This is a genomic window from Paraburkholderia nemoris, from assembly GCF_905221015.1.
Classification (GTDB): Bacteria; Pseudomonadota; Gammaproteobacteria; order Burkholderiales; family Burkholderiaceae; genus Paraburkholderia; species Paraburkholderia nemoris.
On record NZ_CAJNBO010000031.1, the window covers coordinates 61,826 to 76,042 of the forward strand.

Genomic DNA, 14,217 nt, shown 5'->3' on the forward strand with positions numbered 1-14,217 from the left:
TTTCACACGGATGGTGCGCGCTTCGTTCACATCCGCCGCGTGAAGGACGCGGCGGGTTAATGCGTCATGGCAATCAAGGGAATCAGTTGCTTGATGAATGCCCGAGATGACGTCCAAGCTCCATCTTCGCAATGGCGTTACGGTGCACTTCGTCGGGGCCGTCCGCGAAACGCAGCGTGCGCGAACTCGCATACGCGCGAGCGAGGCCGAAGTCGTCGCTGACCGCGCCGCCGCCATGCACCTGCATCGCCCAGTCGATCACCTGGCACGCCATGCTGGGCGCGGCCACCTTGATCATGGCGATCTCCTGACGTGCGTCCTTGTTGCCGACCGTATCCATCTTGTGCGCCGCGTTCAGCACCAGAAACCGCGTCTGGTCGATCATGATGCGTGCATTCGCGATCCGTTCGCGGGTGACGCCCTGGTCCGCAATCGGTTTGCCAAACGCTACGCGTTCCAGCGAGCGGCGGCACATCGCTTCGAGCGCACGCTCAGCGCGTCCGATCAAACGCATGCAGTGGTGAATACGGCCGGGTCCGAGCCGCCCTTGCGCGATCTCGAAGCCGCGGCCCTCGCCGAGCAGCATGTTGCTGGCCGGCACACGTACATTTTCAAAGGAGATTTCGGCGTGACCATGCGGCGCGTCGTCATAACCGAATACTGGCAGATGACGCAGTACTTTCACGCCCGGCGTGTCTATCGGCACCAGAATCATCGATTGCTGCTGATGCCGGTTGGTGTGGTCCGGGCTGGACTTGCCCATGAAGATGAGGACCTTGCAGCGCGGATCGTTCGCGCCCGAGGTCCACCATTTGCGGCCGTTCAGAATGTAATCGTTGCCGTCGCGTTCAATGCGTGCTTCGATATTGGTCGCGTCTGACGACGCCACTTCCGGCTCGGTCATTGCAAAGGCCGAGCGGATCGAGCCGTCAAGCAACGGCAGCAGCCATTGCTGTTGCTGCTCCGGCGTTGCGTAACGCACCAGCGTTTCCATGTTGCCGGTGTCCGGCGCCGAGCAGTTGAAAGGCTCCGCGCCGATATGCGAGCGCCCCATGATTTCGCACAGCGGTGCGTATTCGAGGTTGGTGAGCCCCGCGCCGTATTTCGATTCGGGCAGGAACAGGTTCCACAAACCCACGGCCTTCGCTTTCTGTTTCAATTCCTCGATGACCGGCGCGGGCTGCCAGCGATTGCCGGATTCACGCGCGGCGTCCATCTGCGCTTCGAAAACCGCCTCCGCTGGATACACGTGCTCGTCCATGAAAGCGTTCAGGCGCTGCTGCAAACTCTTGACCTTGTCCGAGTGCTGAAAATTCATGCGGCGTCTCCATCTTTTTAGGTAGACGCAGCGCGCCCTTGCCAGCGCGCTGCGTCTGAAGACCACTCAATCAAACAATGATCGAGCCGCCATCCACCGCAAAATACTGTCCCGTGATATGACGCGACGCCTCACTCGCGAGGAACACGACCGGACCTTTGAGATCCTCATCGCCGCCGAGACGCTGCAACGGCGTGCGCGAGACGACGGTGTCTTCGAGTTTGTCGAGCAAGCCCGCCGTCATCTTCGACGGGAAAAATCCGGGGCAGACCGCGTTGACGTTGATGTTGTACTTGCCCCATTCCGCCGCAAGCGCCCGCGTGAAATTGATCGCCGCAGCCTTGGAGGTGTTGTAGGCAATCGTATTCATGCCGGGCGGCGAACCCTTCAGCCCCGCCACCGACGCGATGTTGATGATCTTGCCCGCACGACGCGGGATCATGCTGCGCTTGCCGACTTCCCGAGCGACGAAAAACGGCGCATGGACATTCAGGTTCATCACCTTGTGCCACGCCTCGTCGGGGTAGTCCTCGGCCGGTGCGCCCCACGTCGCGCCTGCGTTGTTCACGAGAATGTCGATGCTGCCATGCAGGCCGAGCACTTCATCCACGAGACCAGGGATACCCTCGAAGCGCTGCAGATCGTTGACGATGGTCTGTACCTCGACACCCCGGCTTTGCAGATGCGTTTTCGCTTCGGCGAGCTCATTGGTCTTACGCGCGGTGATCGCCACGCGGCAGCCCATTTCTCCCAGTGCCTCGGCCATTTGCAGGCCCAGCCCGCGTGAGCCTCCGGTGATCAGTGCAACCTTGCCGTCCAGTTGAAACAGGTCTTTCACAGACATTACGACGCTCCTCCAAGTTGTTCTGCAATGCAGACTTATATTCCAGATTTGCTACCCATCATACGTGCCGAAATTCAGCCTGTAAATAAAAGCACGCTCATTCACTTTTGATTTAAACTGACACGCATCGTCGATGGGCGGGTCATCGGGACTTACCCGAATACCGCACTTTTCAATCGAGCCGCGTCTATGCGATTTCGTGGGTTTCCGCGCGTGTCGTGTAGTTGTTCTGCATAGCGGCTCACCTTTGGACGGGTCTTCTCCCATGCAAGATGCGCTGATCATCAACTCGCGTGATTTGGAATTCCAACTGTTCGAGGTGCTCGAGGCCAAGACGCTCACGCAGCGCGCACGCCACGCCGATCACACTCGCGAGACTTTCAACGCGGCGCTCGAAACCGCTCATGCGGTCGCCGCCGAAAAGTTCGCGCCGCACAACCGCCTTTCGGACGAGCACGAACCGCAATTCGACGGTCAACGCGTCACCATGCCCGCCGAGGTCAAAGACGCACTCGACGCGTTCCGCTCTGCCGGTTTCCTTGCGGCAGGCAAAGACTACGAATGGGGCGGCATGCAGTTGCCCTCGGTGATTTCCTTTGCATGCCTGTCGCTCTTCAAGAGCGCCAACATCGCCACCTCGTCTTACGCGATGCTGACCACCGCGAATGCGAACGTAATCGAGCGCTTCGGCAGCGCGGCGCAAAAGCGCAAGTATCTACAGGCCTTATTCGAAGGCCGCGCGTTCGGCACGATGGCGCTGACCGAGCCGCAAGCGGGCTCGAGCCTCTCGGACCTCGTCACCAGTGCAACGCCTAACGAAGACGGCACCTATTCGATCCGCGGCAACAAGATTTTCATTTCGGGCGGCGATCACGAGTTGAGCGAGAACATCGTTCACCTGGTGCTGGCGCGTATTCCCGGCGGGCCGCCGGGCGTCAAAGGCATCTCGCTCTTCACGGTGCCGAAATTCCATGTGAATGGCGACGGCAGCCGCGGTGCGCGCAACGACGTCGCGCTCGCGGGCTTGATTCACAAGATGGGCTGGCGTGGCACCACGTCGACGATGCTGTCGTTCGGCGAGCGCGGCGAATGTATTGGCGAGCTGGTGGGCGAACCGCATCACGGTCTCGCTTACATGTTCCACATGATGAACGAGGCACGCATCGGCGTCGGTCTCGGCGCGGTGATGCTCGGCTATCGCGGCTATCTGGCGTCGCTCGATTACGCACGTGAACGGCCGCAAGGGCGACGTCCGGATAACAAGAATCCGCTCGATCCGCAATTGCCGTTGATCGAACACGCCGACGTGCGCCGCATGCTGCTCGCACAAAAAGCGTATGTGGAAGGCGCGTACGCGCTGTGCCTGTACGCGGCTCGCCTCGTCGACGAACAGAACACCGGTGAGAGCGACACTGCACGTGCCGAAGCGGGCCTACTGCTCGATCTGCTGACACCGATAGTGAAGTCGTGGCCCTCGCAGTGGTGCCTCGAAGCGAACAGCCTGGCGATCCAGATTCACGGCGGTTACGGCTACACGCGTGAATATCCGGTCGAACAGTTCTATCGCGACAATCGCCTGAACATGATTCACGAAGGCACGCACGGTATTCAGGCCATCGATCTGCTCGGCCGTAAAGTCGTGATGAAACAGGGTGCGGCGCTTAAGTTGTTGGGGCGTGAAATACAGCGCAGCGCCGAATCGGCTCGCGCTCATCCGGCACTGCAAGCGTATGCCGATTCACTCAGTCAGGCGTGGAGCGAATTGACCGGCACGGTCGAAGCGTTATTGCCCACGCTTGCCGGCGAAAGCGAACGCGCGCTTGCCAACGCGAATGCCTTTCTCGAAGCGTTCGGTCATGTCGTGATTGCGTGGACGTGGCTGCGGCAGGCGATTGTTGCGAGCGGCGCGCTACCTGATGCGAAGAGCGAAGCCGACCGTGACTTCTATCGCGGCAAGCTGCATGCGTGTCAGTGGTTCTTCCATTGGGAATTGCCGCGCGTCTCGCTGATGCTTGCCACGCTGCGCAGTCTCGACGATACGACGCTCAGCATGGCGCCTCAGTGGTTCTAAGCGGCTTCAACGCGGCGGCGTTCGATGCAGCTATCGACGCCGCTCGATACCGCTCAATGCGACAGCGCGATTTCCAGTTGCGTCACCACGTCGATTAGACGTGGCCGCACTTCTTCGAGCAGGAATTCCTTTGAGAGCTTGAACGAAGGTCCGCCAACATTGATCGCCATGATCGGCAACTCGCCACCCGGCTGGAAAGCACGCGCGATGCCGTTCACCTCTTTCTGCCAGTCCCCGAACGAAGTCGTCACACCGAGCGTGCGGTAATCTTCGAGCGCATTCTCGATGCCGCGGCGTGTTTTCGGCCACTGGACGTGATCGAGCTCACGCACCTGCTCCATAAAGCTGAGACGGTCGTGTTCAGGGATCGCCGCGAGCCACGCGCGGCCAATCGCCGACGTGGCGACCGGAATACGCGAACCGACTTCCAGCGTCAGCGTGAGCGCCACCGAGGCCCGGCAATTTTCCACGTAGATCATCGAGAGCCGGTCGCGCGTACCCAACGACACGGTTGCGCCGACAATATCGGCCAACTCCTGCATCACCGGCCGGGCGATCTTGCGGACATCGAGCCGCGCCAGCATCGCGCTGCCCAGCGCGAGCGAAGCCGTGCCAAGCCGGTATTTGCCGCTCTCTTTCAAATGAATCAGATAGCCAAGCAGCGTCAGCGTATGGGTCAAACGCGATACCGTCGATTTCGGCAGCTTGCAGCGCAATGCGAGTTCCTGATTGCTCAGCGATTTGTCGCCTGAGCGAAAACACGCCAGCACTTCGAGTCCGCGCGCGAGTGCCGTAACGAAATGCCGGTCGTCCTTGTGCGCCTCGTGCGCCGTCCGGCTCGCAAGGACCGAATTTGCGCCGGCGGATGCAGCGGGTGTCTGCTCGCCGTCTGCCGCGCTCGGGTCCTCGACCGGATGATCGATCGGGCTGTGATTGGTTTTGCTCAAAATGAAACGCGCTCCCGCGAAACGGCACCATCTGAAGGACAAACCATAGTCCGGAACAAGGGTGATCCGGGCTGCGGAATTATAGACAAATGCAAAAAATCGCTCAGACTTCTTCTTTCGGCGCCACCACCACCGGGCTGAAAAAATAAACTACGGCGCCGACAGCAAGCAGCACGACGGTCACCGAGAACAGCGCCGAATAGATCCCCGCGTTCGATAGATGCGCCTGTTTTGCGACACCCGCGATCCAGCCGAAACAACTGCTGGTCAGCGCCACGCCGAGAAAAACGAGGCTATTGAGCAAGCCCAGACCGAGCCCGAGCCGGCGCGGTGCAATGATGGCGCGCGCTTGCGACATCACGAGCGGATGGATCGAGCCGACCGAGAACAACACGCAGATCAACGCGACACTGACGCCCCAGTTGCCGTCCGGGCTGACCGCGAGCACCAGTGCCGCCAGCACGCCGGCAATCAGCCACAGCAACGAAATAAGCTTGGGTGCGCAGAACCGCACGACCACCGGAATACAGAAAGATGCGGCGATCCCGATCACGCTGGTGACGGTCATCGCATTGCCGCGCGCGATGACGTCGAAGCCGTAGACGTCGGCGAGATACGGGCCGCCCCATGACGTACGGAACGTGCTGCCAACCGAGAGCGCGAGGCAGGCCGGCATCAAGGTCCAGAAACCGGTGCGCCGCCTCACCGCGCCTGCCGCGTGTTGCGATGCAGCGAGGCTCTGCTCATGCGCAGCGGCGTCGCGCCGGCGCACGAAACAAACGACACAAAGCGTCGCGCATAGCATGCCTAGCGCAGCGGTAACCATGACCGGGCGCCAGCCGAAGCTGGCCGTCGCTCGGCTCAAAGGAAACGCCGCCAGCAATGCGCCCGCCATGCCGATCGCACTCGCGGTCGTGACAGCACGCACATTGCGCGTGCCGTGGCCGGAATGCAGCACGTAGTTGAGCAGCCCCATAAAGATCGGCGCGCAACCCAGTCCAATGCCGGCTTGCGCGACGAGCGCCACGGTTGCGCTCGTCGTCATCGAAAGAATGCCGGCGCATGCAGCGCCGATGCCCATCAACAACGCGGTCGGGCCGCGCACGCCGTAGCGGTCGAACATGACGCCGACCGGCAGTTGCGCGATGGCGAACACGAGGAAGAACGAGCCCGCGAACCAGCCGAACATCTGCGGCGAGAAATGAAAATCGCCGATTAGCTGGGTGGAAATCACAGCGATATAACTACGGAAAAACTGACTCAGCACGTAGCTGAAGGTCAGTGCCCACAAGCCATAATCGATCGACGATGCAGCGGCTTCCGTGCGTGGTTCTTGTAGTTGTTCCTGTACGCCATCAGACATCTGCGGTACGCCCTGGATGATCGAAGCCGTCATGATAGGCGAATCGGGCGACGGGCGACCAGGTCAGTTTTTTCAACGCTCGCGCGTTTGCTGGAGTATTGTTTAAGCGCGCCGGGAGCTTCACGACGTCACTCTTCTACAAGACCGGAGGCCCCATGCGGGCGGAAAAGTGCTTGCAGGCGCGTGTTTTTGCATGCAACGATGCGAAATCAACTTTTCGAGGAATGGAGAAAACGTGAAAACAGTCAATCTATTGAAGGCGCTCGGCATCGCATTGTGTGTGGCGACTGCGTCCAGCGCCTATGCCCAATCGAGCGACGCGATGGCGTCTGGCACCATGATGGCGCCGGCTCCGAATTCGAAAGCGATGAAGAGCACGGACCGCAAGTTGGGGCTGGCCGTGCGCAAGGCTTTGGGCAAGGCACAGGGTTTTGATGTGTCGAACGTGTTTGTCCGGGCGCGCGGTGGTGCGGTGACGTTGACTGGAACGGTGCCCGATGGCGCGCAAATCCCACAAGCTGAGGAAATAGCCAAGGGTGTTTCAGGCGTGACCTCGGTGAACAACAAGCTGACGCTCGGCACGCAGGGCGGCGGCGGGGGTTGATCGCGTCTGACGATTGACGGATGACAAGCAGTGGCGATGGGTAGCGCCGCAAGAGCCAATTTGCGGCGCTGTCTGTCGTTCTGGCGGTTTTCAGCTTATGTGCGCACGAGTCCTGTCATCGGGCGCATGCCGGCGGTCTGGCCGAACAATGTGGCGGCTGTGCGCTGCGGATCGAGTCCGAGGCTTTCGCTTGCGGCGCCGGCGAGCAACGCATCCAGCGACATCGTCGGCTTGAGGTCGCGCGCTTCGTAAAGGTCGCCCGGTTTCAGGCCCGGCCAGTCGGCCAGCACACGTCCGCCCGCCACCGCACCGCCCAGCAGCATCGCCACCGAACCGGTGCCGTGATCGGTGCCCCCCGTGCCGTTGGCCGCGGCGGTTCTGCCGAATTCGGTTGCCACCACCACGGTGGTCTTGCTCCACAACGGCCCCATGCCGTCGCGCAACGCGGCCAGCATCGTGTCGAGCGCTTTCAGCTGATTGGCGAGGCGTGCGTTCTGCGCCGTGTGAGTATCCCAGCCACCGGTTTCGATCATCGCAATTCGCGGACCATCGTCGCGTGACAGAAAACCGGCGGCGAGCTTGCCGAGGCTCGCCGGGTCCTGACGCGCTCCGGCGTCGCCCGCGAGTCCACGCGCGGTCATGGCCGACTCCCATAGCGGGCGCAATTGCGCATCCTGGTCGTACAGTTGCGACACCCGCATAAGCAGATCGTCAGGCGCCTGCGGCAACCCCGAGGGCGCGTACGAGGTCACCGCCGCGTTGCCGCGCAGCGCCATCGGCACGGTCGGCGCGAAGGCGATCGCGTTCTCGCGCGTGGCTGGCATCGATGCGACGAGCCGGTTCAACCAGCCGTCCTTCATCTGATACGGCGAGGCGCCGCCAGTCTCCAGCACGTTCTGCCCGTCGAAATGCGAGCGGTCGCGATACGGCGACGCCACGGCGTGCACGAACAGCGCTTGACGATCCGCATACATCGCGGCGGTCTGCACCAGCGAGGGATGCAGCGCGAAGGTGCCGTCGAGCCGGGTCGCTTTGGATGCATCGATCGCAAGCGCACCGCGCAATGTCGCGTAGGCGGGTTCGGCGTACGGTACGACGATGTTCAGGCCATCGGCCGCACCGCGCTGGATCACGAACACGAAGCGGCGATCCGTGGCGACGCTGGCAAATGCGATCCGTGGCGACACGAGAATCGCGCCCGCGCCGGCAGCGGCAACGCTCAGAAATTTGCGGCGTGAAAACATGGCGTTCATCTCCGTTGAAAATCCGGCGAGACCAGCAGCAGCGCGATCGCGGTCGATGCGCTTTCGGCACGCGATACGGCGGTGGCAGTCGGCGCACTGAGCGAGCCGGCCAGCAAGGTCTGGCCGAGCGAGCGCGCATCGAGCCGGTCGCCGACCCGCGACGCGAAGCGCTGCGCCACTTCGACCCGGCGCACGAGCGCGTCGGGCGCCGCCCAGCTCGCGGCAATGTCGTCGTAGCCCGCGGGCGAGCCCGGGCGCCATACCGGTTGACCGAGTTGCGTCAGGATGGGCGCGGTCTGCATGTTGCCGATATCCTGCCAGCCGAGCCCGCGCATCGAAGAAATGGTCCACTCCCACGGCGTCTTGAACTTCACCGCAGCGGGCGACCACGCTTGCGGCATGTCGAGCAGCGTCCGGTACACGGTTGGCAGATCGCCGCCGCTGCGCGCGAACGCATTCGCCAATCGCTCGCTCACATCTGGCGGCGGATTATCCGCGACGAAGTGACGGGCGAGCTTGCCGCCTATGTGATGCGCCGTCGCGGGCGCGCTCGCGAGGTCGTGCAGGATCGCCAGCGCCTGCTCTTCGCCCGGCTGGTCGTAGCGGCGGCCCATGATGGTTCGCGAACCCGGCTCGTGCAGCGCGACGCGAAACACGAAGGTGCCTGGTGCAGCGTTCGTCTGCAGACCCTGCCCGCGCGGGTTGCCTGGATTGCCCGGATTGCCGGCAAGGCTCCAGCCGGTCAGCGCGCGGGCGAATTCAGTGACGTCGTCCTGGTTATAGCCGCTGCGCACGCCGAGTGTGTGCAGCTCCATGATTTCGCGCGCCAGGTTCTCATTCAGACCGCGTTTGACGTTCGGATTGCGCTCTGCAGCGCGCATGGCCGCCATGCTGTCCGGCCCGACCGAACGCGTCTGATCGAGAAACAACTGCATGGCCGGATGACGTTCGACCGCGACCAGCATGTCTTCGAAACGGCCAAGCACGTGCGGGCGGATCGCTTCCGCTTCGAATGAGCCGGCTAGCGCCGCGACGGCGGGTTTCTCCGTCGACACCGCGAAGTGGTTGGCCCAGAAATGAACCAGCCGCTCGATGAAAGGCGTCTCTGTGGTCAGCGCGCTTGCGACCCGCGCGTTCACCGAGGAACGGTACACGTCGAGAATTTCGCCGCGCAGCGCTTTTCGTTCGGCTTGCTTAGCAGTTTGGGTGGCGGTATCCGGTGCGCCCTGGTTGGCTTGCCCGGCGGTTTGCATGCTGGCCGGCGCGTTCGTCTGACTGGCGGCTGCGCCTTCGCTGGCGTTCTGCTGGGTCTGCCGGTTCAGTTGATTCAGTTGCATGCGCTGCTGCGCCAATTCGCCCGACAGCGCCACCGAATCAGGCTGGCTCGCCCACGCGGCAGGCCGCGGCTGATATTGCTCGAACTGCGCGAGCAGCCATCCCTTCGGGTCGGCGGGCGGCGTATCGTCGGCACGTGCGCCGAGGCCGAAGCGGTTCAGCGCAATCGCCGCGGCATTCAGGTTCGGTGATGTGGCCATACCATCCTCTTCGGCGTTGGATACTTCTTTAAACGACCGTCACGCTCCAATCCGTCGCGGCCGTTCAGAATTTTTTATTCGCCCGACGCTTCACTCGAAGATTCACTTGCGGCCGGCTTCGGTGGCTTGTTCGCATTGGCGGCCGGCTGCGGTTCACGCCATTGTCCGCGCAGCTTCAGGCTGTCGGCGAATGCGACGCGCTCTTCAGGCGACAGCGTCGCCGCGAAGTCCGCCACACTGCCCTCCACTTGCGCGCGCAAGCTGCTGTCGGCCTCACGCGTGCGGGCCAGCGCTGCGTCCAGTGCAGCGCGATCGAACTGCGGTGCGGCGAGCAGGCGCAATACTTCATGACGCCCTTCGCGGCCCTCGCGAGCATATTGCCGGCCCTCGCGGCGCGCATTCTTCAGGCCGTCGATGAAAGCCTTCTGACGCTCGGCTGGTAGCGTCTCGGCAGCAAAGCGCAACGCCGTGCGCTGCTGCGCCAGCACCGTGGTAGTCGCGCCATGCGCCGCGAACCATTGATAAGCACCTCCGACAATCGCGCCCAGCAGAAACACGTTGAGCACCAGCGAAGCCACCAGCACGATTTTCCATGACCGGCCGTTCATTCGCCGCTCCAATCGGCGGACGAACCACCGAAGCTCGAAGTTAAATAAGAGGACTCATGCACTGGCGGAACCGTCCCCGTCAAAACAAAGAACGAGACCGCAAAGGCGCCGGCCACGCCGCCCAGCACGCCGACGCCTGCCACCGCCGCACCCGACCACCATAATTTCCGGCGTGGAGCGTCCGGCCGCCGTCCCGGTGCGCTGCCGATGATGCGCTGCTGCAATGCCGCGTGAGGCGGATCGACCTTGTCGGCGGCCAGCCATGCATCGATGCCGGCCGCGTCTGCCAGCAACGCGTCGGCTTCGGCACGATGCGCCGCGGCCCAGGCCTCTGCGGCTGCGCGTTCCTGTTGCGGCCAGCGGCGCGGATCGGCGCCGTAGGCTTCAACGATCTGATGGAATCTTTCGGGCGTCATGACTTGTCCTTGCTAAGGCCGCTGCCGGCCAGTTGGGCGCGCAGATTGCGGCGCGCACGTGCCAGCAGACTTTCCAGCGCATCGACCGTGATGCCCATCAGGGCGGCAGCGTCGATGTTCGACATCTCCTGGTAGTAATTCAGCACCAGCGCCTCCCGCTGTCGTGCCGGCAATGCGGCGAGCGCCTCGCGAACGCGCTCGTCCTGGGCGCGCGCTTCAAGCGCGGCGTCGGGCAACGCGGCGGGGTCGATCTCGTCGGGCATGTCGTCTTGCAGGACTTCGCGACGGCCGCGCAGACGGTCATAGCAAAGATTGAGCGCGACACGATGGACCCACGTATCGACCTTCGCTTCGCCTTCGCGCCAGCGCGAAGCCTGTTTCCAGATTCGCACGAAGACCTCCTGCGCCACGTCTTCCGCTTCCATGCGGTCTCCCAGCATGCGCGTGGCGAGCGCGAGCAGACGCGGCAGCTTGCGCGCGACGAGCGAGCGGACGGCGGCCGGGTCTTGCCGGGCCACCCCCTCGAGCAATTCCGCATCGGGATCGCGTTCGCTCAAGGCATGCGGCTCCGCAGCGAGCCGAGAAGCACGACGGCGCTCAACGTTCAGGCCCAATGCCCTTCGACCCAACGCCAGTTAGGTCCGCGCTGCACCCAATGCCCCGGCACCCAGCGATAGCCGACGCGCACCGGCTGCCAGTGCCCCGGCACCCACACATAGCGGCCGTGGTTCCAACGCCAACGGCCTTGGTCCCAGACGTAGCCGGCACGAGGCGCCGGCATCACTTCGACGCGCGGCGGCGGCGGCGCCATCGGCGCGATGATCACCGCCTGCGCGAAGGCAGGCGCAGCCGTCAGTGCGGCAACGCACGTAATCGCCGCAGCGAGCACGGAAGTCATAAGGCGGACCGGTTTGGTCGATGTCATGTTCGATTTCTCCCATAAGAGCCGAAGCCAGAAGCGGCTGCGTTTGTTCTTGAACGTCGCAGCCTGAAAAATCCGTCGTTTTCCGTCGCTCTGATTGGCGCTGAAAGAAACGCGCCCCTGCGCGCCAATCATGGAGGCCACAACACCCTTTCCATCACGGCCTCGCGCAAGCAGAACGACAGCAAACGTTATCGAAATGAATGGCGGCCGATAGGTGACGTAATGTTCGCGCCCTCAAATCTTAATCAGCGGATGTTTCAATGCGCCCAGTTTCTTGCGGTAAGACACCTCAGCTGTATTTCTAACAATATCCCCAGCGAACATCCACACGTGCATTACTGGAAACGCTGAACGGCGAAGTCGAATCTGGAGCCAGTCACATGTTCCGTAGAACCCTCTTACCCATCCCGTTGGCCGCGATGCTTACGCTCGCTGCTTGCGGCAACAATAGCGTGAGTTCGACGGCGTCCGCGCCGCCGGCTGCATCGACACCGGCAGTCACGGTATCCGCGCAGGATGCCGTCACGACGGCCACGCCGATCAAACACGTGGTGGTGATCTTCGGCGAGAACGTTTCGTTCGACCACTACTTCGCAACTTACCCGCAGGCCAACAACCCGGTCGGCGAGCCGCAATTTACCGCAGCCGCAGGCACGCCGTCAGTCAACAACCTCAGCACCAACAACCTGATCGCCGCGAACCCGAACGCACTGTCGACCTCGCCGAACACGGCAGGCCGCACGGTGGGTTCGGTGACGATCGCGGGTCTCGGTCTGCCGGCCGCCGACCTGCTGCCGTTCCGTCTCGATCGTTCGCAAGCCAATACGTCGAGCCAGAACCACGCGTATGCCGCAGAACAGCTCGCATACAACAACGGCGCGATGGATTCGTTCCCGCTGTTCACGGCATCGGGTTCGACCATTGCCGGCAGCACCGGCGCGTTCGCCACGAAGGGCCAGGTGCTCGGCTACTTCGACGGCAACACGGTCACGGCAATGTGGAACTACGCACAGAACTTCGCGATGAACCAGAACGCGTACACGGACACGTACGGTCCGTCGACGCCTGGCGCACTCGAAGTCATCTCCGGCCAGAACAACGGCGTCGTGGTGACGGGCGGAACTTCGGCCAACGCAATTTCTGACTCGGCCGGCGGCTTCACATTGATCGGCGACCTCGACCCGACGGGTGACGTCTGCACGACCGCGGCCGGCAGCACAGTGACGGCCGCGATGTCTTCGAACAACAAGAACATCGGCGACCTGCTCAACGCGAAGGGCCTGACGTGGGGCGGCTTCATGGGCGGCTTCAACCTGACGACCACCAATGCCAACGGCACGACCGGTTGCGCACGCTCGACGTTCTCGCAAGTCCTGAACGCGACCAAGACCGACTACGTGCAACATCACGCGTGGTTCCAGTACTACGCCAGCACGGCCAACCTCAAGCACACCCGTCCGACATCGACGGCAGTGATCGGTTCGACCGACCCGCTCGACAACACAGCAACGCCGGTTCACCACCAGTACGACACCGACGACTTCTTCACCGCGGTGAAGGCGGGCAACTATCCGTCGGTGAGCTTCCTGAAGGCTCCGGCAGTCGGCGACGGCCACCCGGGCAACTCGGACCCGATCGACGAGCAGGCATTCGTCACGAAGGTGATCAACTTCCTGCAACAGCAGCCTGACTGGAAGAACACCGCCGTGATCATCGCCTACGACGATTCGGACGGTTGGTACGACCACCGCTACAAGGCGCCGACGAGCGCGTCGTTCGACTCGACTACGGCGCAATCCGCAGGCGGCGCAACGATCGCCGGCAGCGACAACCTGAGCGGCACGGGTCAGTGCACGGCAACGGGCGCGGTGCAACCGCAGGGCGTGAATGGCGGTGCAGTGAACGGCCGTTGCGGCCCGGGTACGCGCACGCCGTTTATCGTGGTGTCGCCGTGGGCGAAGGTCAACTTCGTCGACGATACGCCGATCACCCAGGCGTCCGTGGTCAAGTTCATCGAAGACAACTGGCTCGGCGGTCAGCGCCTTGGCAGCGGTTCGTTCGATGCAACGGCGGGCAGCATCATGAACATGTTCAACTTCTCGGGCTCGGGCAACAATCCGACGGTGTATCTGGACGAGAACCTGGGTACGAAACTGTCGGCACCGCCGGCTAGCTGACCCGCAAACGTGCGGACTGCCTTTCCGGTGCGCCTGACGTCACGTCATGCACGAGCGCTGCTCGTGCATGACGACACGACGCGCAGCGCGAGGAAGCGCTCGAAACACATCAAGCTGTAGTTGGGCGTCGAGCCAGTGCAAACGTGCTGGCTCGATTTGCTTTTG

At 62.8% G+C, this 14,217-nt stretch carries 13 protein-coding genes; 3 read left to right on the forward strand and 10 right to left on the reverse strand.

The genetic code is table 11. The features are described 5' to 3' along the window. Positions 1–82: 82 nt before the first annotated feature. Positions 83–1,318 carry an acyl-CoA dehydrogenase family protein gene (locus KHO33_RS34400; RefSeq protein WP_200567141.1) on the reverse strand — a complete coding sequence of 412 codons (1,236 nt, stop codon included), beginning with the start codon at positions 1,316–1,318 and terminating at the stop codon, positions 83–85. 70 nt (positions 1,319–1,388) lie between these two features. Then, entirely contained in the window at positions 1,389–2,162 is a 774-nt protein-coding gene (locus KHO33_RS34405) for an SDR family oxidoreductase (protein ID WP_200567140.1), read from the reverse strand. Positions 2,163–2,427: 265 nt separating this feature from the next. Between KHO33_RS34405 and KHO33_RS34410 the strand changes: the two genes are divergently transcribed. Further along, entirely contained in the window at positions 2,428–4,233 is a 1,806-nt protein-coding gene (locus KHO33_RS34410; protein WP_200567139.1) for an acyl-CoA dehydrogenase, read from the forward strand. Between the two features lie 53 nt (positions 4,234–4,286). Here the strand turns inward: KHO33_RS34410 and KHO33_RS34415 are convergent, their stop codons facing one another. Together KHO33_RS34415 and KHO33_RS34420 are read right to left on the reverse strand one after the other, a co-directional pair. After that, positions 4,287–5,180, reverse strand: a complete 894-nt coding sequence (locus KHO33_RS34415; RefSeq protein WP_234475384.1) for an IclR family transcriptional regulator — start codon at positions 5,178–5,180, stop codon at positions 4,287–4,289. Positions 5,181–5,283: 103 nt separating this feature from the next. After that, on the reverse strand, positions 5,284–6,576 hold the full coding sequence (locus tag KHO33_RS34420) for an MFS transporter (RefSeq protein WP_200567138.1): 1,293 nt from the start codon (positions 6,574–6,576) through the stop codon (positions 5,284–5,286). Between the two features lie 202 nt (positions 6,577–6,778). On the opposite strand from KHO33_RS34420, the gene KHO33_RS34425 reads away from it, so the two are divergent. Then, positions 6,779–7,147: a BON domain-containing protein gene (locus KHO33_RS34425; RefSeq protein ID WP_054038748.1), complete on the forward strand. Its 369-nt coding sequence runs from the start codon at positions 6,779–6,781 to the stop codon at positions 7,145–7,147. Positions 7,148–7,242: 95 nt separating this feature from the next. On the opposite strand, the gene KHO33_RS34430 is transcribed toward KHO33_RS34425, so the two are convergent. The 6 genes from KHO33_RS34430 to KHO33_RS34455 form a co-directional block, all read right to left on the reverse strand. Beyond that, positions 7,243–8,391: a DUF1501 domain-containing protein gene (locus KHO33_RS34430; RefSeq protein WP_200567137.1), complete on the reverse strand. Its 1,149-nt coding sequence runs from the start codon at positions 8,389–8,391 to the stop codon at positions 7,243–7,245. A 5-nt stretch (positions 8,392–8,396) separates the two neighbouring features. Beyond that, positions 8,397–9,926, reverse strand: coding sequence for a DUF1800 domain-containing protein (locus tag KHO33_RS34435; RefSeq protein ID WP_200567136.1), 1,530 nt, complete (start codon positions 9,924–9,926; stop codon positions 8,397–8,399). A gap of 74 nt (positions 9,927–10,000) precedes the next feature. Further along, positions 10,001–10,534: a periplasmic heavy metal sensor gene (locus KHO33_RS34440; RefSeq protein WP_054038658.1), complete on the reverse strand. Its 534-nt coding sequence runs from the start codon at positions 10,532–10,534 to the stop codon at positions 10,001–10,003. Beyond that, a complete protein-coding gene (locus KHO33_RS34445) occupies positions 10,531–10,950 on the reverse strand; it encodes a hypothetical protein (RefSeq protein ID WP_054038656.1) in 420 nt (139 codons plus the stop codon). The genes KHO33_RS34440 and KHO33_RS34445 overlap by 4 nt, the downstream gene beginning before the upstream one ends. Then, entirely contained in the window at positions 10,947–11,558 is a 612-nt protein-coding gene (locus KHO33_RS34450) for an RNA polymerase sigma factor (protein ID WP_128576578.1), read from the reverse strand. The genes KHO33_RS34445 and KHO33_RS34450 overlap by 4 nt, the downstream gene beginning before the upstream one ends. Then, positions 11,555–11,875, reverse strand: coding sequence for a YXWGXW repeat-containing protein (locus tag KHO33_RS34455; protein ID WP_054038744.1), 321 nt, complete (start codon positions 11,873–11,875; stop codon positions 11,555–11,557). Before KHO33_RS34455 ends, KHO33_RS34450 begins: the two co-directional genes overlap by 4 nt. 380 nt (positions 11,876–12,255) lie before the next feature. Here KHO33_RS34455 and KHO33_RS34460 point away from each other — a divergent pair, with 380 nt between their 5' ends. Beyond that, on the forward strand, positions 12,256–14,052 hold the full coding sequence (locus tag KHO33_RS34460) for a phospholipase C (RefSeq protein ID WP_200567135.1): 1,797 nt from the start codon (positions 12,256–12,258) through the stop codon (positions 14,050–14,052). The last annotated feature ends 165 nt before the right edge of the window (positions 14,053–14,217 follow it).